Origin of the sequence: Xanthomonas euvesicatoria (genome assembly GCF_013112235.1) — a bacterium.
GTDB classification, from domain to species: domain Bacteria; phylum Pseudomonadota; class Gammaproteobacteria; order Xanthomonadales; family Xanthomonadaceae; genus Xanthomonas; species Xanthomonas euvesicatoria.
Map to the genome: position 1 here is coordinate 4,784,201 of NZ_JABFFS010000001.1, position 26,602 is coordinate 4,810,802.

The 26,602-nt window shown below is 64.5% G+C and carries 12 protein-coding genes, 1 other RNA gene and 1 pseudogene; 5 read left to right on the top strand and 9 right to left on the bottom strand.

Annotated elements, in window-relative coordinates:
- Positions 1–75 precede the first annotated feature (75 nt).
- Both HLH45_RS20450 and HLH45_RS20455 read left to right on the top strand, forming a co-directional pair.
- Positions 76–1,494 (top strand): M28 family peptidase, encoded by a 1,419-nt coding sequence (locus HLH45_RS20450; RefSeq protein WP_008576824.1) that lies wholly within the window; start codon positions 76–78, stop codon positions 1,492–1,494.
- Positions 1,495–1,849: 355 nt separating this feature from the next.
- Entirely contained in the window at positions 1,850–2,902 is a 1,053-nt protein-coding gene (locus tag HLH45_RS20455) for a LacI family DNA-binding transcriptional regulator (protein WP_008576822.1), read from the top strand.
- 370 nt (positions 2,903–3,272) lie between these two features.
- On the opposite strand, the gene HLH45_RS20460 is transcribed toward HLH45_RS20455, so the two are convergent.
- Together HLH45_RS20460 and HLH45_RS20465 are read right to left on the bottom strand one after the other, a co-directional pair.
- A complete protein-coding gene (locus HLH45_RS20460) occupies positions 3,273–6,209 on the bottom strand; it encodes a TonB-dependent receptor (protein WP_008576821.1) in 2,937 nt (978 codons plus the stop codon).
- Between the two features lie 140 nt (positions 6,210–6,349).
- Positions 6,350–9,817 (bottom strand): glycoside hydrolase family 2, encoded by a 3,468-nt coding sequence (locus tag HLH45_RS20465; RefSeq protein ID WP_033479179.1) that lies wholly within the window; start codon positions 9,815–9,817, stop codon positions 6,350–6,352.
- Positions 9,818–10,035: 218 nt separating this feature from the next.
- On the opposite strand from HLH45_RS20465, the gene HLH45_RS20470 reads away from it, so the two are divergent.
- Complete coding sequence (locus HLH45_RS20470; RefSeq protein ID WP_033479178.1) at positions 10,036–12,000, top strand: glycoside hydrolase family 97 protein; 1,965 nt, start codon at positions 10,036–10,038, stop codon at positions 11,998–12,000.
- A 300-nt stretch (positions 12,001–12,300) separates the two neighbouring features.
- Positions 12,301–13,788, top strand: coding sequence for a neprosin family prolyl endopeptidase (locus HLH45_RS20475; protein ID WP_174555060.1), 1,488 nt, complete (start codon positions 12,301–12,303; stop codon positions 13,786–13,788).
- 50 nt (positions 13,789–13,838) lie between these two features.
- Here HLH45_RS20475 and HLH45_RS20480 read toward each other — a convergent pair.
- The 3 genes and pseudogenes from HLH45_RS20480 to HLH45_RS20490 all read right to left on the bottom strand — a co-directional run bounded on the left by HLH45_RS20480 (position 13,839) and on the right by HLH45_RS20490 (position 17,117).
- Positions 13,839–15,342 (bottom strand): annotated as a pseudogene (locus HLH45_RS20480) (carboxylesterase/lipase family protein).
- Positions 15,342–16,259, bottom strand: a complete 918-nt coding sequence (locus HLH45_RS20485; RefSeq protein ID WP_033479195.1) for a TrmH family RNA methyltransferase — start codon at positions 16,257–16,259, stop codon at positions 15,342–15,344. Before HLH45_RS20485 ends, HLH45_RS20480 begins: the two are co-directional and overlap by 1 nt.
- 288 nt (positions 16,260–16,547) lie before the next feature.
- Positions 16,548–17,117, bottom strand: a complete 570-nt coding sequence (locus tag HLH45_RS20490; RefSeq protein WP_008576814.1) for a GNAT family N-acetyltransferase — start codon at positions 17,115–17,117, stop codon at positions 16,548–16,550.
- A 593-nt stretch (positions 17,118–17,710) separates the two neighbouring features.
- On the opposite strand from HLH45_RS20490, the gene HLH45_RS20495 reads away from it, so the two are divergent.
- Complete coding sequence (locus HLH45_RS20495) at positions 17,711–18,688, top strand: hypothetical protein (protein WP_008576809.1); 978 nt, start codon at positions 17,711–17,713, stop codon at positions 18,686–18,688.
- A gap of 324 nt (positions 18,689–19,012) precedes the next feature.
- Here the strand turns inward: HLH45_RS20495 and HLH45_RS20500 are convergent, their stop codons facing one another.
- The 4 genes from HLH45_RS20500 to HLH45_RS20515 form a co-directional block, all read right to left on the bottom strand.
- Entirely contained in the window at positions 19,013–21,688 is a 2,676-nt protein-coding gene (locus tag HLH45_RS20500; protein WP_033479175.1) for a M1 family metallopeptidase, read from the bottom strand.
- 352 nt (positions 21,689–22,040) lie between these two features.
- The gene (locus HLH45_RS20505) at positions 22,041–25,166 is read right to left on the bottom strand and encodes an efflux RND transporter permease subunit (protein ID WP_011348407.1); all 3,126 of its coding nucleotides are present in this window, start codon (positions 25,164–25,166) and stop codon (positions 22,041–22,043) included.
- Positions 25,163–26,233 (bottom strand): efflux RND transporter periplasmic adaptor subunit, encoded by a 1,071-nt coding sequence (locus HLH45_RS20510; RefSeq protein ID WP_008571895.1) that lies wholly within the window; start codon positions 26,231–26,233, stop codon positions 25,163–25,165. The genes HLH45_RS20505 and HLH45_RS20510 overlap by 4 nt, the downstream gene beginning before the upstream one ends.
- A 268-nt stretch (positions 26,234–26,501) precedes the next feature.
- A non-coding RNA gene (locus HLH45_RS20515) (sX9 sRNA) lies at positions 26,502–26,575 on the bottom strand.
- Between the last annotated feature and the right edge of the window lie 27 nt (positions 26,576–26,602).

Sequence of the window (26,602 nt, forward strand, 5' to 3'; positions counted from 1 at the left end):
GATGACCTTTCGCACGCAGACGGGGGACCTGGCGCTGATAAGCTCGGGGTCCCCTTGTCGTTGGAGCCGCCCTGCATGCGTCGTCTCGCTGTTGCCATCTCTGCCCTACTCGCCTGCTCCTCCGCACTCGCCGCGCAGACCAGCATCCCCGACAGCGCATTGCGTACCGCAGCGCAGCTACGCGAGCAGGCGCTGGCCGATGACACCGGCTTTTCGGTGGTCCAATCGTTGACCACCGAGGTGGGCCCGCGCATTGCAGGTGGCGAAGCAGACCCGCGTGCGGTGGCCTGGGCCAAGGCGAAATTCGCTTCGCTGGGTTTCGACAAGGTATGGACCGAGCCGGTGACCTTTCCGAAATGGGAGCGTCGCAGCGAACACGCTGTCGTGATCGGGGCGCATGCGCAGCCGTTGACCATCACCGCATTGGGCGGCAGCCCGGGCGGCACTGTCGAGGGCGAGGTGGTGCGTTTCGAAACGCTTGCTGCGTTGCAGGCCGCGCCAGCCGGCTCGCTGGCCGGCAAGATTGCCTTCGTCGATTACCAGATGGTCAAGGCGCGCGACGGCAAGGATTACGGCAATGGCGGCGCCGTGCGCAGCAAGGGGCCGTCCGAAGCGATCCGCAAGGGTGCCATTGGATTTGTCATGCGCTCGGCCGGCACCGACTCGCACCGCGTGCCGCATACCGGCATCACCCGTTTCGATGAGGGCCTGACGCCGGTGCCGGCTGCAGCGCTGTCGGTGCCCGATGCCAACCAGCTCGCGCGGCTCACCGCACTGGGCAGCACGCGCGTGCGCCTGAAGTTGGATTGCGGCTGGGACGGCACGGCCACCTCGTACAACGTAATCGGCGAAATCACCGGGCGCAGCAAGCCCAAGGAAGTGGTGGTGATCGGCGGACATCTGGATTCATGGGATCTGGGCACCGGCGCCATCGACGACGGCGCCGGCGTGGCGATCACGATGGCTGCCGGCCACCTGATCGGCCAGCTCAAGCAGCCACCCAAGCGCACCATCCGCGTGGTGGCCTTCGCCAACGAGGAGCAAGGCCTGTACGGCGGCAAGGCGTATGCCGCCGCGCATGGCACCGATGCCAAGGACATGGCACTGCACCAGATCGGCGCGGAAAGCGATTTCGGCGCCGGGCGCATCTACGCGTTCAACACCGGTGCGGCCGCACCGGAAGACTCGCGTGCAGCGACCAGGCAGATTGCCGAGGTGCTGGCACCATTGGGCATCGCGTATGAACCGGGCAAGGGTGGCCCCGGACCGGATGTGGGGCCGATTTCCGCCAAGGGTGGCGCTTGGGGGTGGCTGGCGCAGGATGGCACCGACTACTTCGACCTGCACCACACCGCCGACGACACGCTGGACAAGATCGACCCCAAGGCGCTCGCGCAGAACGTGGCCGCCTACACCGTGTTCGCGTATCTCGCCGCAGAAGCCGATGGCGATTTCGGCAGCCGCGCGAAGAGCGTGCAACCGCCGAGCGAGTGAATGGCCAGGATGATGCGGGGCATGCGCCGAACGCTCGATTCGGCCGTGATTTGCCGGTTTTCAAGCGCCAGGCGCATGCAGGAATCGCACGATGCCTGGCGCTGCTGCTTGCGCAGATCGGCGCGTTCGTCTGGCAAGTGCGCAGTTGCGATGAAGCGGCTGCCACTGGCCGCGGGTCGTACCGGGTAGAGGCACATCACTTGCTCGGCAGCGGTGCGTAGGCGGTGGATTCGGCGATGACCGGCAGCCGCCGCTGGTACTGCGTCAGGTGATGGGTCGGTTGTTTTTCGTGGTCGCTTCACACGTCGAACCGGTAGCGCGCGCATTCGCTCTTACTCCAGGATGAGCACACACAATGGTGGCCAAGCGCCAACGCAGTGCGAACAATGCGGCGACGTTGTTGGATGTCGCCAAACACGCCGGCGTCTCGCCGATGACCGCTTCGCGTGTGATCAACCGTCACCCGCATGTGGGCGAAGCGATGCGCGCGCGCGTGGAGGCCTCGGTACAGGCATTGGGCTACCGGCCCAACCTCGCCGGCCGCTCGTTGCGGACCAGCGGGCTGCTGCGTATCGGCGTGCTGTACAGCAACCCGAGCGCCGCATACCTCAATCAATTCATGCTCGGCCTGCTTGAGCAGAGCAGCCTCACCGGCAGCCAGGTCATGGTGGAGAAGTGCGGTGCCATCCGCAGCCAGCGTGCGGCCACCGAGCGCCTGCTCGCTGCCGGCGTCGATGGGGTGATCCTGCCACCGCCGTTATGCGACTCGCGCCAGACCATCGCCGAACTCGATGCGCGCGGCATTCCGGTCGTGGCGGTGGCCAGCGGCGCACCGATGGCGCAAATCAGCTCGGTGCGGATCGACGACTACCAGGCCGCACGCGCCATCGTCGACCACCTGATCGAGCTCGGGCATCGTCGCATTGCGTTGATCAAGGGCGACCCCAAACACACCCCGAGCGCACTGCGCGCCAACGGCTATCTCGACAGCCTGCATGCTGCCGGCGTGTCGGTCGCAGATGGCTTGATCGCCGAGGGCCTGTTCACCTATCACTCCGGTCTCCTGGCCGCACGCAGCCTGTTGGCGCAGCGGCCACCACCCACGGCGATCTTCTGCAGCAACGACGACATGGCGGCCGCAGCGGTGGCGGTCGCGCACGGACTGGGCTTGCGCGTGCCCGAAGATGTCTCCATCGCCGGCTTCGACGATACGCCGGTGGCCACCACCATCTGGCCCGAACTCACCACCGTGCACCAACCGGTCACTGCGATGGGTCGTGCTGCTGTGTCACTGCTGGCCGACGCGGTTCGTCAACGCCGCAAGGGCGACACCGCGCCCGGCGTGCATCAGGTGATGAAGTACACGCTGGTCAAGCGTGGCTCGACGGCAGGGCCGCCGAAGACATAGCGCCACAGCGCGCCATCACCATCCCGGGTCGGCATAGACGCAGCACCTCAATCTGTGCGCACGCTGCGCCGTCGCGGCCGACCGCTGCCGTTTCAACAGCAATCAGACTGACAGTTGCAGCATTCAACTGCCGGCGTGATTGCGCAGACGCCCGCCCAACCACGCAAAAAAACGGCCACATCGCTTCCCGACGATGTAGCCGAATGGGAGGGTATTCGACGTCACCGCCGAACGTACTGCAGCGCCGTATCAAACGGCGACGGGAAGAACGCGCAATGACCGCTTGGAGAGGAACGAGGACAACCGCATGTGCAGCACGGCGCGGGGACGCACCGTGCCGCACATCAGTGTCTTGCATCAGTGCATGGCATCAGAAGCGCAAACGCAGACCCGCGTAGTAGCGACGCTCGAAGATGTTCTGGTCGAAGTAGTGATTGGTCCACTGTGCGTAACGGCGTTCGCTTTCGCCAGTCAGGTTGGTGGCCTGGGCGTACAGGGTCAGGTGATCGTTGACGTCGTAGCTCAGCGACGCGTCCAGGTAGCCGACGTCGTCGTTCCAGATCGCCAGCTCGTCGCCCCATGCGGAACTGTTGACCTGACTGAAGCGCTTGCTGCGCCAGTTGTAGGCCACGCGCGCCTGCAGCTTGTCCTTCTGATACCACAGCACCGCGTTGGCCTGGTGTTTGGAGTTGTCACCGATCGGCAGCGTGTTGCCGTCGATATCGGTGTTGTCGGTATCGGCATCGGAGAAGGTGTAGTTGATGTTGGTGCCGAAGCCGCTCAGCCAGCCCGGCAGGAAATCGAAGGCCTGCTGGTAGCCGATTTCAAAGCCCTTGATCTTGCCTCCGCCGCCATTGACGATGCGCTCGACCGGGCCGCCCGCGCGCACGACGCCATCGGCATCGGGCAAGGCTTCGATATTGGTAACGGTGGTGGGGAACGACTTCACGTCGATCAGAAACGCACCCACGCTGATCAACGAGGCATCGGCGAAATACCATTCCCACGAGGCGTTGTAGTTGGTGGCGCGGTACGGATCCAGATCCGGATTACCCGAACGGCCATTGAGGAACAGCACCGCATCCGATGGCAGCGACGGATTACGCGGCGGCGTGCCATTGACCGCATAGAAGCTCACCAGACCACGGCCCAGATCGGGCAGGTCCTGACGCGCAACCGCCTTGTTGTAGGCGAAACGCAGCTTCTGCGCGTCGGTGACGTCCAGCGACAGGTTCGCGCTGGGCAGCACATCGGTGTACTGGCGATTGAGACGGTTGGTGCCGATCGCGGGACTGACGCCGTTCCATTCGACATTGCCGATATAGACGTTGCCGCTGCTCAGGTACTGGTCGATCGCCAGCTTGGTCTGCACGATGCGCGCGCCGATGTTGGCCGTCCACGGCACGCGCGTGCCGGTCCCGCCTTCCAGGTTGGCCATGAAATAGGCCGAGCTGGTTTTTTCGGTGACCTGGTAGGAATCGGCTGCCTGCTGATACGCCACGTTGCCCGGATACAGGCTGTTGAGATAAGCAACCGGGTCTTTCATCGCCTGTGGGTTGATCGCCGGTAGGCCCTGACTGCGCAGGCCGGTGACCTTGAGCGGATCGAAGTCGTTGAAATACGCCCAATAGCCGGGAATCGAATTGAACGGCAGCAAGCGCGCTTCGGACACGCCGCTGCAGGTATCGACGATCAGCGGATCCTTGTAGTAGTACAGCGAACGGTTCGGGTCGGCACAGCTGGACGACACCGGCGACAGATACCGATAGGTATCGAGCTTGAAATCGCGCTCACCGTAGCGAATGCCGAACTGGAAGCCGCGTACCACGCCCTCGTCGAACTCGAAGGTGCCATCGGCGCGGAATGCGTCCATCTTTGCGTCGATCTTGTTGCCCTGCGCCCAGGTGGACATCAGCTGCCAATTGTCTGGATTGGACACATCGGTCGCGAGGTTGACTGCCGGGTAGGTGCCGCGGAAATCCACCGATGCATCCACGGCGGGCAGGCCATTGACGTTGGCCCACTGGGTCACGCCGCCGGCACGTGGGATCTGGTCGCCGCGCGTCACTGCTGCATCGGCACGCGCTTCGTCGTAGGTGCGCTGCGCATCGCCATGCACCCAGCGGAACGAGGCACGGAATGGGCCGCCGTCGTCGTAACGCAATTCCAGATTGGTATTGAGCGCATCCGAATCCGCCACCCCGGCCATCGAATGCGCCTGAAAGCGGTTGTAACGAAAATTGCCGTACTCCAACACGCCGTTGGGATCGACCACAGATCCCGGCTGCAACTGATTGGTCGCCCAACCGGTGTGCAGCTGCGCGGCAACCGAGGTGTCGTGGTCTTCGAGCTTGGTGTAGGCCGCGTCCGCCAATACGGTCCACGAATCGTTGATGTTGAACTGGAACGAGCCATTGATGCCGGTGCGCTGGCGATCGGTGCTGCGGTTATCCAGCTCGGTCGCCACCCAGTTGTAGAAGTAGTCGCGCGGCAGATTGCCCGGATCGGTATTGCTGCCGATACGTCCATCGCCGTTGAAGTCGAAGCCGACATTCTGTTCGGTGGATTTCTGTGCGCCGTTGGAATACACGCTGGGGTGCTTGTTTTCCAGCGTGGCATCCGAATACGACACCGCCAGCAACGCGCCCCAACGCGCGGTGCGAAAACTGGCCAACCCCGAATACAACGCGTTGGCTTTCTGCACGCGGTCGCCGTACGAGCCTTCGGCCTGGCCGCTGAAGGTCCAGCCTTCCGGCAGATCGAATGGGCGCCGCGTCTTCAATGAGACCGTGCCGCTGACGCCGCCATCCAGATCGGCGGCAGTGGGCGATTTGATCACGTCCACGCCACTGAACAGCGTGGGTGGAATGTCCACGAAATCCGGCTGCGCGCGGCCGATGTTCGGCTGACCATATTGATCGCCGCCGCCTGCACTCAGGTACAACTCGCCGTTCATGGTGGTCTGCACCTGCGGCATGCCGCGGATATTGAGCTGCGAACCTTCGCCGGCCGAGCGCCGGATCTGCACGCCAGGCACGCGCTGCAACGAATCGGTGATGGTGACGTCGGGCAATTTGCCGATGTCTTCGGCAGAGATCGAATCGATGATCTGCGCCGCGCTGCGCTTGTTCTCGATGGCTTCGGCCTGCGCGCCGCGCACGCCCTTGACCATCACCTTGTCCAGTTCGGTGACGCCTGGAGCGGTGGCGGTGTCTTGCGCGCTTGCGCCGCCGGCAAGCAGGGTGAGCGCAGCCGCGAGCGCGGCGGCCAACGGGGTATGGCGGGTATTCGAATGCAGCTTGTTCATGGTCCCCTCCCAGGGATGACAAATCCACGACCGTTTCGACTGGCATTGCCGGCACGGCAATGCGGTATTGGCTGACGTACCAGACGGTGCGTCAGTGCGAGGCACCGTGCATGGCACGGCGCGGCAACACGCAGACGTCGCTACGGAGCCCCGTTGGCGACGCCTGTCGATGGTTCGGCATTCCAGCCACGCAGTTGCAGCGTGGCGTTGCGCAAGGTGGCAGCGGACGGCCCGCGAATTTCCACCACGCGCTCTTCGCCTGGTACCAGGCTCAGATAGTTGTCGCTGTAATAGGCCGGCAGGATGCGTTGGCCTTGCGCATCCACCAGGGTCAACTTGGTGTTGAGGGCCACCTGCTGCGACCGGTTGCGGACAGTGGCGCGCAGCACGGCCTCGTTGCCCTGCTGCAATTGCGTGGTGAGCTGCAACGGCACCTTTGCGAGCGCATCCAGCCCACGCATCGCCACCGCATCGCGCGCCACCCAGTAGAAGTTGCGCGAACGCACCACCGCGTCGCGGTCGAGCAACTGCAGCCGCACAAAGCCCAGCCCGTTGGTGTCCTTCAGCAACGGCGCCAACTGCAGCACGGGTGCCGACACTGCCACTGCCGCGGCGTCCAGCGGCTGTTCGCGCTGTTGCAGCAGCTTGCCGTCGTGTGCGTACACCTGTGCACGCACACGCAATCCACGCTCCGGCGTGGCAGCGTTGTTGACCACGACCACTTCGTACCCCGGCAGATTCATCTGCACATGCAGCGTCTCGGCTGCAGTGCGCACGCCGTAATACGCGGCGTGGGTGTCGTAATCGTGGCTATACACCTGCCACATGTTGCTCGGCCAAGCCGGATGGCTCATCCACAGCAGGCGGCCGCTGTTCTTGCTCCACAGTTGCGCGTTGAAGCCTTCGAAGATGGCGCGATGGGTTTCGTAATTGAGCAGCTGCGCCTTGCGCTCGAAATCCTCTAGGCTGGTCGGCGCGCCCAGCTTGTCGGTCAGCGTGCGCATGAAACTGTTGGTATCGCCATTACCGGACTGGTGCCAATCGTGATATGCCCAGGCGTCGCTGATTGGCCATTGGTCGCCAACCGCTGGCACCGAGGCCTTGAACGACTCCAGCGTGGAGAACGATGGCGTGCCCACTTCCACAGAGAAGCCCTGCGCCAGCTTGTTGAAGTAGGCCACCGGCTCGCGATAGTTGTACGGCCCACTGCCTTGCAAATTGATCTCGTTGGAACTGCCGGTGTACCAGCGCGTGCCGTCGAGTTCGGCGACCAGCTTGTCCAGGCCTTCGTTGAGGATGGGGGCCGGCACGCCTTCGTTGCGCCCGAACCACAACACGATGGACGGATGATTGCGGAAGCGCTTGATCACCTCGGCCGCGTTGTCCAGGAACAGCGCCGCGTCGGCCGGTTCCATGTTGTAGTTCTGCGTGGACTGCCAGAAATCGTTGAGCACCAACATGCCGTATTCGTCGGCCAGCTCGAAGAAGCTTGCTTCGGTGTTCTGCCCCACCCAGTTGCGCACCACATTGAAGTGCGCATCGCGCTGCAGGCGAAAGTACGGCTCCAGCCGCTCACGCGACACGCGCTTGCGCCAATCGTCCATGCCCCAGTTACCGCCCTTCACCGCAATGCGCACACCGTTGATGCGGATGACCAGGTGCGGGGCCAGCGTGGAATCGTCCAGCTGCTGAACTGCCGGCGAGCCCAGCGCACCGGGATACAGCGACTGCGCGTTGCCGCCGGGTACCGGCCGGATCGCCGCATGGCGTACATCGACGATGCGTTCGCCACGCTGGCGGGCCTGGTTGAGATCGACCAGCACACGGCGCAATGCGCCCTCGTCGTCGAATAACGACAGCTCGTAGGTCACTTCGCGAATACCGAAGCGCAGCTGCTGCGCATCCGAGCGCGCGCCTTCCACATCGACGCCCACTTGCAGCGTGTACAGCGCAGGCTCGCCGTAGCCGTTGGGCCACCACAGCCGCGGGTTGACGAGGCGCAACTGCGGCGTGTCGGCCGCAGTGAACTTCAGCGTACTGCCGCCGGCCGGCACCGTGACCTGGCGCTGGATGGTCACATCGCCGAAGGCCAGCTGCACATTGCCCTGCACTGCGGCAGGCGTGTCGTTGCGCAGCGGCACATTGATTTCCAGTTCGGCGCGTTGATGATCCGGCGCCAAGCGCGCGGTCAGCACCTGGATGTCGCCAAGTGCGAGCGGGCCGCTGGCGTGCAACTGCACGTCCTGCCACAGACCGGCATTACGGTCGCGTACCGCGGGAATCCAGTCCCAACCCTCGCTGGCGATAAAGGTCGGCCCATCCAGGGCCTGCATGCCGCCGTTTTCGCCGACGCCTGCGCGCATCGATTGTTCGTGCGCAATGCCCGGATGCGGTGGCGGCGACACCCGTACCGCAATGACGTTGCGACCTGGCTTGAGCTGCCTGCTGACATCGAAACGACCGCGTGCGAATGCGCCGCGCGTGCGCCCGACCTGCACGCCGTTGACCCAGATTTCGCCGGCATAGTTGATGCCGTTGAACAGCAGTTCCAGACGCTTGCCTTGCGCGGCGGCAGGCAGATCGAAACTGCTGCGATACCACCAGTCCTGACGGCTCAACGCTTCGGGAATGGCCATATTGTTCAGGCCGATGTCCGGATCCGGATACACGCCACGGTCGACCAGCGTGGTGAGCACGGTACCGGGCACGGTCGCCACATGCCATGACGCATTGCCGGTGGTGTCATCACGACGCGACAGCGTGGCGCCGGTCGCTGCACAAAGCTCCGGTGCTGCGGCCAGTTGCCATGCATCCACGCGCCAGGATGTGGCATCCAGCGATTGCAGCGCAGGCGCATCCGGTACTGGCTGTGCAACCGGCGCCGAGAACGCTGCGCTGCTGCGCGGCAACGTCGCGGCCGGCTGCGGCGCAAGCTGGCCGGCCATCTGCTTGACCTGCAAACGCCAGCCTGGCGATGCGTCTTCGAAGCGCTGCAGTGCCGGATCCGGCGCGTTTGCGGCAAGCCGTGCAATGGCCTGTGCATCCAGCGCGCCCGCCTGTGCGGTAAAGCCCGCGATATCGCCGCCGAAATGTTGCGTATACGCCGCAGGTTGCTGGCGTGGACCGAAGACGAGCGTCGGCGCGATGGCCGTCCGTTGCACACGACCGCTGGCGACCTTGCGGCCGTTGGCGTACAGGGTCAGGCGTTCTCCCTGGGCAACTGCGGCCACTTGCGTCCAGCTGCCTGCACGCAAGGTCTGCGTACTGCGCAGCACATTGTCGGCGCCCTGCGCAAAGCCGAGTGTGCCGCCATCGATTGCGAAGTACCGGCCTGCGCCTTGCGGATCGCCGACGCCTGCAATCAATGCAGGACCTGTAATCGAACGTGATGGGCGCACCCATCCAACCACGCTCCAGTCCGCATCGGCAGACAACCACGGCGTCTGGGCGGCGAGCTTCTTGGTCAGCGCAACGCCACCGGCAAGCACGCGCACGTCATACGGACCGGGCGGATCGTCGGCAGGCGCTGCCTCCACTGCAGTCCAACCCATGCAAGCACACAACACCCACAGCGCTCCGCGGCGGAACGCCCTGCGAACCATCAGCATTAGAGGCCTCTCCCAAGCTCTACTGCCACACAACGGTGCACACCGCTTCGATGCAATCGGCAACCCGTCGTGCAGACGTTCTGCGTCATGACCTCCGTGATGCCGCCCGTGGCTGCCGCCCCTGTTTCAGCGGCCATGGTGCGAGGTAACGTTACCCCAGCTGGATATCGACAACAACCTTTCTGCGTTAGGGTTGGCAATCCCAGGAGGAGGGAATCATGCGAAACTTGATCCAGTCCGCAGTCCCCGCGGCATGTGCATTGTTGTGTTTGATCGCTGCACCCGCTGCAGCACAGAGCTTGCGCGTACAGTCGCCCGATGCACGCACGCAAGTGGAATTCACGCTGCGCGACGGCGGCGTGCCCAGCTATCGCGTGCTGTATCGCAACACGTTGGTGCTCGACGATGCACCGCTCGGGCTGGATCTGGGCCGAGGCAACAAGCTCGGCCGTGACATGACGCTAGAAGGCAGCACGACCGAACTGCACGACAGCCGCTTCACCTTGGCGGTGGGAAAGACGCGACAGGCACGCGACCACTATCGAGAACTGCGCGTGCAACTGGCCGATACGCAACGCCGCAAGCTCAACATCGAACTGCGTGCGTATGACGACGGCATTGCGCTGCGTTACGTCTTGCCGGATGCGGGCCAGGTGCGCATTCGCGACGAACTCACCAGCTTTGCATTCCCCCACGATTACCGCTGCTGGAACTTGAATCTGGGCCGCTTCGGAACCAGCCACGAGGGCGAATACGATGCAATCGCCGCATCCAGATTGCGCGCGCATCATCTGCTCGAGTTACCGCTGGTGTGCCAGACCGATGCCAACGGCACCACGCTTGCGATCGGCGAAGCGAATCTGCGCGATTACGCCGGCTTGTATCTCACCGGTCGTTCCGATGGCGGCCTGGGCGTGTCGGCAAAACTTTCGCCGCGCTTGGACGACCCCACGGTGGCGGTCAGCATCGATGCCAAGGGACGCGATTTCGCCACGCCATGGCGGGTGATCATGCTGGCCGACAACCCCGCGAGCCTGATCGAATCCAATTTGATTTCCGCGCTGAACCCGCCACCTGCCTTCGATGCGAGTTGGGTGCGCGCGGGCAAATCGGCGTGGGATTGGTGGTCGGGCAGCCTGGCCAGCGGGGTGGCGAACCCGGGCATGAATACCGCCACCATCCAGCGCTATATCGATCATGCGCGGGATTTGAAGCTGCAATACATGCTGATCGACGACGGCTGGTACTACGGCAGTACCGGCGATGGCCAGTACAACGCCGATGCAGACATTCTCCGCCCGGTCGAGCAACTCGATCTGCCTGGCCTGGTGAACTACGCACGCAAGCGCCATGTGGGGCTGTGGCTGTGGGCGCACTGGCGCGCGCTCGATGCGCACATGGACCAAGCGCTCACCTGGTACCAGCAGCTGGGCATCAAGGGCATCAAGGTCGATTTCATGGACCGCGACGACCAGCAGATGGTGGACTTCTATCATCGTCTGCTGAGCAAGGCCGCCGAGCACAGGTTGCTGGTGGATCTGCACGGTGCGTATCACCCGACCGGGCTGACCCGCACCTATCCGAACTATCTCACCCAAGAGGGCGTGCTCGGCGCCGAGTACAACAAGTGGAGCGCACGCATCACCGCGACCCACAACCTCACCTTGCCGTTTACGCGCATGTTGCTTGGGCCGATGGATTACACCCCTGGCGGCTTCCGCAATGTCCGCCCGGCCGAGTTCAAGCCACAGCACTTCGGGCCGCAGGTGATGACCACACGCGCGCAGCAATTGGCGATGTATGTGGTCTACGAGAGTCCGTTCGCGGTGGTTGCCGACAGTCCCGAGCAATATGAAAACGTGCCCGCCGCGCAGTTCCTGCGCGATGTGCCTGCAAGCTGGGACCAGACGCGCGCATTGGATGGCGCCATCGGCGAGCACATCGCACTGGCGCGGCGTAGCGGCAAGGACTGGTATGTGGGCGCGATGACCAACGAGCAGGCGCGCACGCTGACCCTGCCGCTCTCGTTCCTGGGCGAAGGCAGCTGGACCGCCACCATCTATACCGATGGAGAGACCCCGAGCGACGTACGCATCGACACACGCAGGCTCACACGTAACGACACATTGCAGCTTGCGCTTGCTGCAGGCGGCGGCGCTGCAGTGAGGCTGCAAAAAAAGTAAGAGCAGCCATGCTGATAGTGGAGTGAACTGGCACACCTTTGCGCAATAGCAAACGCCGTACGCAAAGGTGTGCATGACCATTGACATGGCATCCGCTTAGCGCATTGCGCTTGCTTCGTGCCTGATGTCACGCAATGCATTGTTGCCCATCCAGTTGTTTTTTGCGCAGCTAGACTGCGCACGCCTTCAACGCAGGCATGCGCCCCGAACGGACCTCGGAATGCACCTGCGGACTGAAGCTGCTGTCCTGCATGGTACGCCGTGTGCAGGCAGTTTCATTCCGGCGCCAACGGACAACACATGACCTTCCGTTCTCATCGGCCGATATCGATCAGCCACGCGATTGCTGCGCTTTGCGTTTTTGCACTGGCTTCCACAGCCGGCGCTGCCACGCTGCTATCGCCATCGATTTCGACGACCAGCGACCGCAGCATCGATACACTGATGCCACCCTTGCTTCGTACACCGGCCACCGTAAGCGTCGCACCTACCCAACGCGACGCGCTTGGCACGTCGCTGGCTGCATCGCGGGCATTCCCGCAGGTCACGCGCGACTTCAAGGCGTTTCTGGATGCGCAGGCGCAGCTCAGTTACGCAACACGTGGTGCTGCGGCCAAGGTCAGCGATCCCACCGCCTTCGCCGAAATGCAGCGTTATCTGTTCAATCGTTACAACGGTCTGACCGTGCTGCGCAGCGTGCAACAGGACGGCAAGGTGTTCGATTGCATTCCAAGTGCGCAGCAACCTGCCTTGCGCGATGGCAGCACGCCGGCGGCACCCCCCTCCCTCTCAAGTAACAAGGGGACGGTGGCGCCGGTCAACCCGGGTCAACGTTGCGACACCGGCAGCGTGCCGTTCGAACGCATCGGCTTGGCCGAGATGAGCAAGCATGCGAATCTGCGTAGCTTTCTACGCGGCACAACCCCGCGCGCGATTGCTCCCAGGCAGGCTGACGCTGTGCCGGCGGTGCAGGAAGCGGCGCCGGTAACGCATTACTACTCCCTCGTCTTTCTGGATACCGCCGGCACATCGGTCACAGGCGCAGGAGCCGACATCAATCTTTGGGCACCCACGTTACGCTCCACCAACGAGAAACAAACCATCAGTCAGATATGGATCGTTGGTGAAAGCGCAAGCGAGCAAGTGCAAACACTTGAAGTGGGCTGGGAGATCCAGCCAGACGCAGGCTGGGGCAACAAGCCGATCGTTTTCATTTATTCCACCCAGGACGGTTACGTCACTACAGGTTGTCATAATCTGGATTGCAGCGATTTCGTGCAGACCAGCACGCGACATGTCCTGGGCGCTCAGCCGGCCGCAGGATTCAGCATTGCAGGCGGCAAGCAGACCCTGCTGGGTGTCGAATTCCAGAAGAATACCGACGGCAACTGGTGGCTGCGCCTGGACGGCGAATGGATCGGTTACTACAAGGCATCACTGTATTCGGGCGATCTCGCCGATGGACGCGTTGCGTACGTGAGCGCAGGCGGCGAGGTCTCGACCAACAGCGGTGTAGCCAGCACACGCATGGGGAGCGGTCAGTTCGCAGCGGCCGGCTATCGCCAGGCCGCATTCCAGGCCAACCACTTCTACCGCGATGCGGCGATGGTCACCCATCCCGTGCAGCGCCTGTCATCGCTGAGCGTGGAGCATCCGTCCTGCTACACGCTGGCGATGGCCGGTTACAGCTATCCGTATGCCTTGGATGCCGGCGTCACCCGCACCGGCTTGTCGCCGGAAATGCAGAATGGTGGTTTCTATTTCGGTGGGCCGGGCTGCGAACGCTGAATCGAGTTGCGTTGGGTCGATCGCGCGCACCGTTTGGTGCGCGCGATCGATCAGGGCAAGTCCACGCCTGCACATACCGCCGGACGCGCGTGCTTGATGGGTTGCACGCCACGCGCATCGAACTGCAGCCCCGCCTGTGCCGGCGCAAATGCCGGCCAGGCCGGCAGGCCCTTGGCATTCGGATTGCCCTGCTGCACGAACGCGGCCCAATAGCGCTGCAGGGACACCGGCGGCTGGCCGATCGGCAGATTCTTGAACAGGAACGGCAACTCGGCGCTATGTGTCACCTGCCCACCGGGCACCGCCGTATCGAACACGTAATGCCACACCGGCACGCCCAGCGCAGCCTGGCGTTGCGCCACGGTCACCGCCGGGCAGCGGAAGGTGAGATCGGTGGACAATTGCATGGATGCATTGCCTTGCCGCGCGGCGCGCTGCGCGATAGCGGCACGATGCGTTTGCAGGATGGTGTCGGCGTGGTCGGGATAGTCGCGGCGCACCCGCTTCTCGGCGCCGTCCTCGCCGCCATAGCGCAGTTCCTGCACCACGTAACCGATCAACAGTGGCACCTTTGCCTGCGCGCCGGCAGCCAGCAGTTCGGCCGGCGCACGTGGCAGCACGCGCCCGTCGACCACCGCCTGCAACCAGATATAGCCGTCGTCATCCAAGGCCGGCACATCCACGCCCTGCGCGGCCTTGAGCAGTTGGTCGGCCGGCAACGCGCGTAGTTGCGCCAGCCGTGTGGCCGAATCGTCGATGCCGGCACGTTTGGCAATGCTCACACCCAGCGCGCGATTGTCTTCCAGGCTGCGCGCCGGCAGGCCGAAGCCGGCAGTGCCGCTCTGTTCGATGGCTGCCGAGAACAGGCCACGTGCGAGCGGGCTGAGCATCAGCAAGCCCACGTCCTGGCCGCCGGCCGACTGCCCGGCAATCGTGACTCGCGCGGGGTCGCCGCCGAACTGCGCGATGTTGTCGCGCACCCATTGCAGCGCCGCGATCTGATCGAGCAAGGCGACATTGCCGGCGGCTTCGTTGTCGCCATCGGTCAGCTCCGGCAACGACAGGAACCCCAGCGCGCCCAGCCGGTATTGCAGCGTCACCACCAGCATGCCCTGCGCCACCAGGTTGGTGGGCAGATGTCCGTCGGCGCCGCCGGCCACGTTCGCGCCACCGTGGATCCATACGAACACCGGCAGCGGCTTGGCCGGATGCAACTGCGGTGTCTGCACTTCGACATAGAGGCAATCTTCGGTGCCGCGCCTGGCCATGGCGTTGTTCCAGCCCAGCGCCGGCTGCACGCACGGCGTGGCGGCCTGAGTGGCGTCGCGCACCTGCGTCCATGCGGCGACCGGTTGCGGCGGGCGCCAGCGCAGCGCGCCCAGTGGCGGCGCAGCGAAGGGGATCGCGCGGAAGACCGCACTGCCGTCGTCCTGCCATTGGCCACGCACCACAATGATCGGTGCGCACCTCGGGAGGTGCCGCCGGCGTGGCGGCAGACGCGTTGGCACTGAACAGGCAACCGGTCGCAAGCAACAACGCACAAAAACGCACCATCAGTGTTCTCCGTTGAGCACGCGCGCGTGCCAGGCGGCCTGGAAGACCGCAGTGGCCGAGGCGACGTTGAGACTTTCCACCTTGCCGCTGCCGCGGATCGACAACTGCAGATCGCAATCGCGCGCGAAGGCGCGGTCCATGCCTTCGCTTTCCGCGCCCATCACATACACCAGGCGCTGCGGCAGCGCGGCGGCGAAGACGTCCTGGCCACCATCGACCAAGGTCGCGGCAATCGCAAAACCGGCCTGGCGCAGCTGCGCCATCGCCGTTGCAGTGTCGGGCAGTTGCACCAGCGGTACCGCTTCGGCGCCGCCTTCGGCCACGCGTGCCGCCGCGCCCGACAGGCCCAACGTGGAGCCGGCCGGCAACAACAGACCGGCCACACCGAAGTGCGCCGACGAGCGCAATATCGCCCCGAAGTTGTGCGGGTTGCCCACCCCGTCCAGCCACAGCGCCAGCACCGGGCCCTGCGGCAACGCTGCCAGCCATTCCTGCAACGGTTGCGGGGCGACGCGCAGCACCTCGGCGACGATGCCTTCATGGTGCGCACTGGCAGCGAGCTTGCTCAGATCGGCCTCGTCCACCACCCGATAGCCGATGCGCTGGGTCACGCACCAGGCCAGCAGCGCCTTGAACTGCGGAATGCGCGCCTCGCTCAGGTACAGCTTGCGCAGCGCCTGCGGGCGCGCCTTGAACACGGCCTGCACGGCGTTGATGCCGTACAGCCGCACCTCACGCGCGTTGCCGCTTGCTGCAGCGGCAGGTGGCGTGACAGCGGAAGTGTGCTGCGCTGGAGCGCGGGGTGCGGCACTGCGCGGTGCAGGTGTGCGCGGCGCAGCGCGGCCCCACGGGTTGTGCGAGGGGCCGGAGCCGCCGTCGCGTGGCGGCCGTCCGCCGCGTCCATCATGCTGTGTCATTGTCGGATCCAGGAGTTCGAGTTGCTTGCAGTGCGGAACGGCTGCTTCCGGCCGTTTCGCCGTCTGCGTGTCGATCGTGTTGCAGCGCCGGAAGGCCGCTGCCGCACAGGCAGTGACGCCGATGGTAAGCCACAGGCGCGATGGTCCGTACATGGCGGCTGCGCTGAGGCATGTTGAACGTCGTGCCGCCCGGCAGGAGGCGTCGACGCGACCCGAAGGCCAGCAGCATCTGCAAGACTCCTGCGGCGGCCATTTCTCGTCCTGCAGCTGGCCATCATGTGCATGCAATCACGCAGGGGCGGATGCGCACACCGGCACGCCAATCGCAACGGGTGGATTCACCCGGGCGAACACACGCAGATCGTGCAGCCCATCCGGCTTGAGCAGCGCACAGCGGCTGACGCCTTCTTCGACGAAGCCATTGCGCAGCAACACCGTGGCCGATGCAGGATTGCGATCGAGCACGGTGGCCTGCACACGATACAGCGGTCGTGTCTGCATCGCCCAGGCGACATACGTGCCCACGATGCGTGTCATCCAGCCGCGGCCCCAGTACGTGCGACCGATCCAATACCCCAGCTCGGCCGAGTAGCGACGTTCGCCCTGCCCTGGGCGCACTGCGATCGTGCCGCAGGCCCGGCCATCGATCTCGATGGCCAGCACCGGGTCTCGCAAATCGACAACCCTACCCGCTAGGAACGCTTCGCCATCGGCACGGGTATATGGGTGAGGGAATCGCTCGCTCAATCCGCGCGGCACCAACGGGTCGTTGGCATGCCGCACCAAGGCATCCAGGTCGTCTGCACGCCAGCGGCGCAATACGAAGCTCTCGCCTCGCAGGTGTATCGCCTGATCCATACCGGCACTCGCGGTGGCGGACGCGTCATGCTGCTCCCACCGCCGCGAACGCGCATTCTGCGCTTGCGTGCCTGCGCGCGAGCGGATCGATTCGCCAGAGCCGACAGCCGTGCCTGCATTGGCTTGAGGTGTGTGGCTGCTCCGACACCTGAGTCGATCAAGCTCCACGCAGACCACCTGCGCGCCGCGTTTTGAGACGACTCGCTGCAAGCGCCCATTCGTCTCGGTACGAGAACTAAACGGGGTTAAATATGCGAATGCGATACAGCGCATGCTTGTCGAAAGTATGCGTATTTGAGCGCTTAATTCGACGAAAAACCACAAGCGGAACTTTCATAGCCCGGTCATCTTCAGCGCCCCTTTGGCCGCATAGCAATCATCTCGACGAACAATCATCCATTCCCCCCGTCTACATCTCGCGACTGTGCCAGGCCGATGTGCATTCGTGTGCATAGCTCTGGCGGCACAGCTCGACTTCTCAACTTTTTTAACTCGCTTTGGAGAGGCTCTTGAATTCCGAATCACCGACCCAGCGCTCCGCGTCACGCCGTTATGCGAGCGCTGCAGCGCTTCTGTTTCTAACTCTGGTTGGCATGAGTACTACCGGCACCGCGTTTGCGCAGACCCAGGCGCCGGACGCACGACTCACGCGCGTGGCCAATCTCGCCGGCCAGCACAAGCCTGCTGGTGTCCCGCAGGACTATGTGCAGACGCCGTTCGGTTATTTCGCGCCTGCCTGTGTTCGTCATATTGGCGCTAGCGAACGTATTCTTGCCGACGGCACGCTGCAAAAAGCCAATGGTATCCAGGAACAATCTGCGCGCTGCAGCCAGGATAATTTCACCTCCAACGGCGTTCGGGTACGGCCCAATGGTCTTGGTCTGGACGGTCAGGAGGTCCGCCGCGGCGCGTCCAGCGCTGCCTTCAAAAAGCGCAGCCCCGTCCCGGCTGCCATCGACCACGCCTACATCAGCTCAGCCGGGTACTACAGCGGGGTGTCGCCCGGACGCATCGTGGCGAATTGGAAAGTGCCGCCGAACCCAACCAACGTGGCGAGGCAGACGATCTACTTCTTTCCGGCATTGCAAAGCGATACGCCTGTCATTCTGCAACCGGTACTGGGTTACCGCGGCGAAAGCAACAGCTGGGACCTGAGCAGTTGGAACTGCTGCAAGGAGGGCGTGGTCTGGTATAGCGATTTCATTCCAGCCAAGAGCGGCGACCAGATCAACGGGGACGTCTATGCGACATGTGCTGCCGGAAGCGTCTGCTCAAGCTGGAACATCGATACCCGCAATGTCACCAGCGGACGCAGCGTAAGGCTCAGCACTACCTCCTATGGCGATCTGACCCAGATCATGGCGGGCGCACTGGAGGTGTACTCGGTGGACAGTTGTGACGAGTATCCGGCGAGCGGCAATATCACGTTCACCGGGGTGGCCGTATACGACTACCGGATGAAGCAGGTCAGGTCGCCGCCGTGGGAGGAGATCATCGATAACTCCGGCCTCGATTTGCAATGCAACTACCAGTTGGACACTACCTCCACCACGGCAACCATCCACTACTAAAAGCGTAATTTCGCGCCGCCGCTAGAAACCGGCGGCGCTTCACGCTCGCAGAGAAACCGAGGGATGGCAACGCCGCAGGTCGTGCGGTCCTATAGCTGAGCCGCTTGCTGCATCGCCAGTGGCGGCCTTGGCTAACATCGGCTCGGCATGAGGAAGCAATCACTCCAACCTGGCACGTTGTTGTGGCGCCCGTGCCACATCAACGCGTGTAGCACTTTCGCCTGCGGCCGATGCAGTAGAACCAACCTCACTGGATGAGTGATGATCCCGAGTCGCTCACGCCAGGCCGGTGGGATCTTGCGTTGCCACCGGAGCGGATGGCCTTTAACGCTTGCGGGCCTGCGCCTGCCGTAGCGCAGCGCACAGGCGGATGGTCTCGCCGGTCTGCGCCAGGCCACGGTCGGCGCCACTGAGCTTGGCCAGGCGCGGCTTGAAGAACGCATCCAGGCGATCGGCCTCGTCCACGCTGCAGCCACCGGAAGCACCCAGCGCCGGCAACCCGCCACCATCGAACGAGCCACTGCGTTGCACGATGCGGTCGAAGTTGGCGGTGAACCAGGCCCACATCGACTCATGCGAACGCTCATCGCTGTGCCCGCGCATCAGCAGGCTTTTCATCTCGCCCACCTTGATCGCGTCGGTCAGCGCGAAATCGCGCACCTGCTTCAGCAGCGCCGGGTCCTGCACCGCACCCAGTGCGGCGATCATGGCGTTGCGCTGGGCCGGGTCGGCATGCGTGCGCAATGCATCGATCAGCGCCTGCACTGCCGGTGCGCCGCGTTCCTGGACAGTCACTGCCAGCACGGTGCCGAGCAGGTCCGGGTTGGCGGCGGAGAAATCCAGCGCACCCTTGCCGCCGGCCAGCACCGCATCGCCTTGCGCCAGCAGGGCCTTGCGGACCTCTGCGTTCTGCAGACGCAAGGCGAACACACTGGCCAGCGACGTGCGCAGTGCGGTGTCGTCGATCGACTCACCGCTGCGCCGCGTGTAGCCCAGCGCACGCAGACGCGGCAGGTACGCCTGTTCGGCGGCCTTGCGCAATGCGCCGCGCTGCGCCTCGGTGGTGGCCTGGTAACGCCAGATCCACCCGAAGCGGTCCAGCAACGCGGTCGACACATCGGCCGATGCCGACGGCGCCAACTGCGCGAGCGCTGCCAGCACGGCCGCGTTGTCGGCATCGCCGTGACGGTACGCCGCATTGATCGCATCGGCGTAGGCGAGCTGTTCGTTATCGTCCAGCTGGCCGACCTGCTTGCCCAGCGCCGCCAACTGCTTGCTGGGCAGCGAGAAACGGTAATAGCCGGCGCCACGCGCATTCGGGAACACCCAGGTGTTCTTGCCGGCGCCTTCCAGCACGATGCTGCCGCTGCCGCCCTCAAGCAACTGGCAGGCGGTGCCAACCTGGTTCTTGCCCTTGCCGTACTTCACGCACACCGGCACGCCCCACTGTTGCGCGGCAGAGCCGCTGGAGCCCAGCGGCAGGTAGCGTTGCTGCTGCAGCTTGACCACGGTCTTGCCGCCTTCGCGCGCCACCTGGGTCTGCAGATACGGCACGCCCGGCTGGTTGAGGAAGCTGCGGAATGCGGCCTTGAAATCATCGCCCTTGCCGGCCGCTTCTGCGATTGCATCGACCAGGTCATCGGCGGTGGCGTTGCCGAACTTATGCTTGGCGATATAGGCGCGCATGCCCTGGCGGAACACGCCTTCGCCAACGAAGGCTTCAAACATCGCCAGCACCGCCGCGCCCTTCTGGTAGGTGATGCCGTCGAAGGCGGTTTCGATATCGCCATTGCCGGTGATCGGCTGGCGAATCTTGCGTGCGCTCACCAGGCTGTCGTTTTCCATCGCATGCTGCGCACCGCCGATACGGTCCAGATTGGCGTGGTATTCCGGATGCAGCTGCATGGTGATCTTCTGCTGCATCCAGGTCGCGAACGCTTCGTTGAGCCACAGGTCGTCCCACCACGCCATGGTCACGGTGTCGCCGGTCCACTGATGCGCCAGCTCGTGCGCATTGACGTTGAAGGAACGCTGCACGTTCTCGGCCGGCGAATCCTTGTCCAACAACAGCAGCCAATCGCGGAAGGTCACAAACCCCGGGTTTTCCATCGCGCCGGCGCTGAAGTCCGGCGCTGCGACCAGATCGAGCTTGTCGAACGGATAACCGAAGGCGTAGTAGTCCTCCAGCGCGGCGATGATGGCCGGGGTCTGGTCCAGTGCGGGGGTGATGCGCGGGCCCTGGCCCTTGGCGGCAATGCCGCGCAACGGCGTGGCGTTGGGGCGCTGCGGGGTGGCCGGCATCGGCGCCACATCCACCACGTCCCACGGGCCGGCGGCGTAGGCGACCAGATAGGTCGGCAGCGGCACGGTCGGGGCGAACGTCACCGTCTTCCAGCCCTTGCCGGCCGGCTTGGTCGAGGTCGCGATGGTGTTGGCCAGTGCCTGGTCATCGCTGGGCACGGTCAGGCTGATGTCGAACGGCGTCTTGAACGCCGGCTCGTCGAAGCCGGGGAACGCGTAGCGCGCACTGATCGGCTCCATCTGCGTCATCGCATACGCCTTGCCCTGGTATTTCACCTGGTAAAGGCCCTGCAGCTGTTGGTTGAGCGGCGCGCTGTAGGCGATCTCCACGGTAAGCGTCTGCGGCGAGAGCGTGCGGCCGAAATCCAGCCTTGCCACGCCGGTTTGCGCATCGGCTTCCACGTAGCGTGCAGTCAGCGCCTTGCCCTTGCCGGGCTTGACGGTGACCTTGCTGACCTTCAATTCCTTGCCGTGCAGCCAGAGATGGTCGGACGCCTGCTTGAGCTGCACGCGGATGGTGGTGCGGCCGCTGAATTGCGTCTGCTCCGGGTCGATCTTGAGCGCGAGGCTGTAGCGCTCCGGTACTGCCCAGGTCGGCAGACGACCATTGGGAACCGGCTCGCCGGACGACTGTGCCAGCACGTTGCCGCAGCACAACGCGAGAAGGGAAGGAGCAAGCAGGCAGGCAAGACGACGCATCGACAACTCCGGGGATGGCAATCGTCGAAGTGCACCATATCCATCCGTGACTGTCATGGGCCATTGGTTGGCGACTGGCGCGCACCCGTGCTGTGCCGCGCCCACAGGACCGGCCACAATGCGCGCCCGTCCTGGCTGGGCACCGTTATGAGGCTCGCAGCGACGGCCTACCGTGCACAACCATATGAGACGTATCGCAGCGCGCGGCATCGCCGCCGCATGCAACGTACCGCGCAGCGCAGCGACACCGGCCGCTCAGATGGACGAATGCACATACCGGCCCAGCACGTCGATGGGCTGACACCTTCCCCGCCTCGACGGACGCCGGCAGCCGTTGCGCTGCCGGCCGCGTTCACGCATGCCCACCCACCGACGGCGTCTGCGCTTCCAGGGTTTCCAGCTGGCGTGCCACCGCTTCGGGCGACTTGGTAAACGGCGCGATCAGGCTGTAGAACGCCGGCACCACGTACAGCGACAACAACGTGGACAGCGAGACGCCGAAGATCACCACCACGCCGATGGTGGCGCGGCTGGCCGAGCCAGGCCCACCGGCCACCACCAGCGGAATCGCGCCGACCACCGTCGCAATGGAGGTCATCAGGATCGGGCGCAAACGCACCGATGCCGACTCCACGATGGCCGCATGCACACTGCGCCCTTCGTCGCGCAACTGGTTGGCGAATTCCACGATCAGGATGCCGTTCTTGGCCGCCAGCCCCACCAGCATCACGATGCCGATCTGACTGAACAGATTGAGCGTGCCGCCGGTCAGCCACAGCCCCACCAGCGCGCCCAGCACGGCCAACGGCACGGTGAGCATGATCACCAACGGGTGCGCAAAGCTTTCGAACTGCGCGGCCAGCACCAGATACACCACCAGCAGCGCCATGCCGAAGGTCAGCAACACCGCACTGCCCGATTGCTGGTACTCGCGCGATTCGCCTTTCCAGTCCACCTGCGCATATTCGGGAAGTTCTTCCTGCGCGGCCTGCTGCGCCCAGGCAATGGCATCGCCAAGCGGGTAGCCCGGGGCCAGGCCGGCGGTGATGGTGATCGCACGCAGGCGATTGAAGCGATTCAAGGTGCCGGCTTCGGCCACTTCGCTCAATGTCACCAGGTTGGAGAGCGGGATCAGTTCGCCACGGTTGGAACGCACGCGAATGGCGGTGAGGTCTTCCGGCGACATGCGGCCTTCGCGCCCGGCCTGCAGCATCACGTCGTATTCCTCGCCGTTGTCGACGAAGGTGGTGACGCGGCGCGAGCCCATCAACGCTTCCAGCGCCCCGCCGATGGCAGTGACCGGCACGCCCAGATCGGCCGCGCGCAGGCGGTCGATATTGACGCGCATCTGCGGGCGGGTTTCCTTGTAATCGGAGTCGGGGCCGACCAGACCGGGGTTGGCTTCCATGCGCTGCAAAATGCGGTCGCGCCATTGCGCAATCTCCGCGTAATCCGGCCCGCCCAGCACCAGCTGGAACGGTTGTCCACGGCTACGCACCAGCCCGCCGCTCACCTGCGTGCGCGCACGCACGCCGCTGAGCACATTGAGTTTCTGCTGCACCTCATCGGCCACTTCGGTGGTGGGGCGGGAGCGCTTTTCCCAATCCTGCAAGAACACGCTGACCCGGCCGGTGTGCATTTCCTCGCTGCTGCCAAAGCCGCCGGGCACGCGCGGGTTGGCGCGCACGATGGGTTTGTCCGGCCCCACGAAGGGGCGCAGGATGTCTTCCACCTGATGCATCTGCCCCACCGTGTAATCGAAGCCGGCACCTTCCGGGCCGTCGATCATGATCTGGAAATTGCCGCGGTCTTCGGCCGGCGCCAGTTCGGAAGGAATGCGGCCCATCAGCCATGCGCTGGCGCCCAGTGCCAACAGCATCAACAGCGCAAAGATCCAGGTGCGGTGCACATGCCGCTCCAGCGAGCGCCCATACGCACCGGACACCGCCTGCATGCGCCCATCGAACCAGCGGTGGAAGCGATTGGGCTTGGCCTGCCCATGCGCGCGCAACAACTTGGACGACATCATCGGCGTCAGCGTCAGCGCCACGAAGGCCGAGATCGCCACTGCCGCCGCCAGCGCCACCGCCAATTCGCGGAACAGCCGCCCGGTATTGCCTTCCAGAAAACCGACCGGCAGAAACACCGCCACCAGCACGGCCGTGGTCGCGATCACCGCGAACGCCACCTGCCCGGTGCCGCGCTTGGCGGCCACCAGCGGCGGTTCGCCCAGATCGATCCGGCGCTGGATGTTTTCCACCACCACGATGGCGTCGTCCACCACCAGGCCGATACACAGCACCAAGGCCAGCAGGGTGAGCAGGTTGATCGAAAAATCGAAGGCGTATAGCGCAATGAACGCGGCAATCAGGCACACCGGTACCGTCACCGCAGGAATCAGCGCGGCACGCGCGCTGCCCAGAAACACCCAGATCACCACCAGCACCAGCACCACCGCTTCCACCAGCGTGTGATACACGCGCTCCACCGCCGCATCGATGAAGGTGGTGGTATCGAAGGCAACGAAGATGTTGGTGCCCTTCGGGAGCGACTTCTGCACTTCTTCGGCTTGCGCGCGCGCTTCGCGCGCCACGTCCAGCGCATTGGCGGTGGAGTTGCGCACGATGCCCAGCCCCACGTTGGGCACGCCATTGCTCTGGAAATAGGCGCGCCGCTCGGCCGAGGTCAGCTCCACCCTGGCCACATCGCCCAGCCGTACCACGTAACCGCCCTCGCCCTTGTTCAACGGCAACTTGGCGAAGTCTTCGGGCTTGAGATAACTGCGCTCCACGCGCAAGGTGAAATCGCGCTGCGCCGATTCGATGCTGCCGGCGGGCAGCTCGACGTTTTCGTTCTGCAGCGCCGCTTCCACATCGGCCACGGTGAGTTCGCGTGCCGCCAATTGGTCGCGGTCCAGCCAGATACGCATCGCATAGCGCTGGCGCCCGCCGATCCGCACCTGCGCCACGCCATCCAGGCTGGAGAAGCGGTCGACCACGTAGCGCTCGGCGTAGTCGGACAGCTGCAGCGTGTCCATCGTGCTGGAGCTCATGTTGAGCCACAGGATGGGGTCGGCGTCGGCTTCGACCTTGGAAATCTCCGGTGGACGCGCCTGGTCGGGCATGCGGTCGGACACCCGGCTGACCGCATCGCGCACGTCGTTGGCGGCCGCTTCCACATCGCGCGATTGCACGAACTCGATACTGATGTCGGAGGAGCCATTACGGCTGCGCGCCTCGATGGTGGAGATGCCCTCGATGCCGGCCAGCGCGTCTTCCAGCACCTGGGTGATGCGGCTTTCCACCACTGCGGCAGAGGCGCCGGTGTATTCCACATCCACCGAGACGATGGGCGGGTCGATGGCCGGCAACTCGCGCAGCGTGAGGCGGGTGAACGACATCACCCCCAGCACGATCAGCAGCAAACTCATCACCACCGCCATCACCGGGCGGGTGATCGACAGGTCGGAGAGTTTCATTGTGCGGCCGCCTGCGGGCGTGGCGCTGCGGGCGCGGCCTGATCGGCAACCTTCAGGCCCGGGCGCAGCTTGCCGGTGCCATCGACCACGATGCGCTCACCGGCCTTGATGCCTTCGAGGATTTCCACCTTGCCGTCGCGACGCTCGCCCAGCCGCACATCGGCGCGCTCCACGGTGCTGTCGGGCTTGACCCGGAAGACGTACGATTCGCGCCCCACCTGCACCACCGCAATTTCCGGAATCACCACCGCCTGCCGCGCCGGCTGGAACAGCCGCACATCCAGCAGCATGCCCGGACGCAGCCGGCGATCGTCGTTGGGGAAATCCGCACGTACCGTCACCGAGCGCGTGGTCTCATCGATCCGCGAATCGATGGTCACCACCTCGCCCTGGAACTGCGCGCCCGGATACGCCGCCGCGCTGCCGCTCACGGCATTACCGAGTTGCACCAGGCCGAACTGCGATTCCGGCACCTGGAAATCCACATACATGCGCGCCACATCGTCCAACGTGGCGATCACCGTGCTGGAGGTGATCAGCGAGCCAGGGCTGATCTGGCGGATGCCCAGCACGCCGGAAAACGGCGCGCGCACTTCGCGGTCGGTGATTTCCGCGCGCATCTGCTGCACGCGCGCCTGTGCGGCATCGCGCAGCGCGCGCTGCGTGTCCACGGTGGACTTGGCCACCAGTTGCTGGCCAACCAGACTCAACTGGCGGCGGTACAACTGGTCGGTCTCTTCGAAGGTGGCCTGTGCGGCGGTCAGTGCCGCCTGCTGCGAATTGCCGCGCAGACGCAGCAGCAATTGCCCGGCCTTGACCTCGTCGCCGCTGTCGAAATACACCTGCTCCACCACATCGCTGACCGCGGCGGTGAGCGCCACCGATTCGCGCGCACGCACGGTGGCGATCGACTGCACGGTCGAGTTCCAGGGTTGGGTGGCCACCGCCTGCACCGAGACCGGAATGGGTTTGGCGGCGGCCGGCGTGCTGGCCTGACGGCTACAACCGGCCAGGACAGCGGCCAACAAGAGCGCGGCGCAAACGCGCGCGCTGGGCAGAACAGGCATCAGAACATCCTGGCGGGGTACGTCGAAAGTTTACCGACCAAGCCGCCATGAATTGACAGAAAGGGCGCGCTTTGCACCATGACCAAAGACCCTTGCTGTCCTTGGCACGATGCGCTGGTCAGCGCGGCCAGCACCTGGCCGCGCATTCGCCAGACGGGCGCCGCCGGTATGCACTAACGGCGTGTATGGGGTCATACACCGCCGCTGCGTACACGCACCGCGTTTGCCTGACGACCGCATGCCCTGTCGTGTTCGCCGCCCTTAGAGCGGCGAACAAAACGTAGCGAGCAGTCAGGTGGGTGCGGACGGCGCACTCAGAACCGGAGTGTACGAGTGGCACATGCCGATTCCGAGCACCGGCCGCGCCCG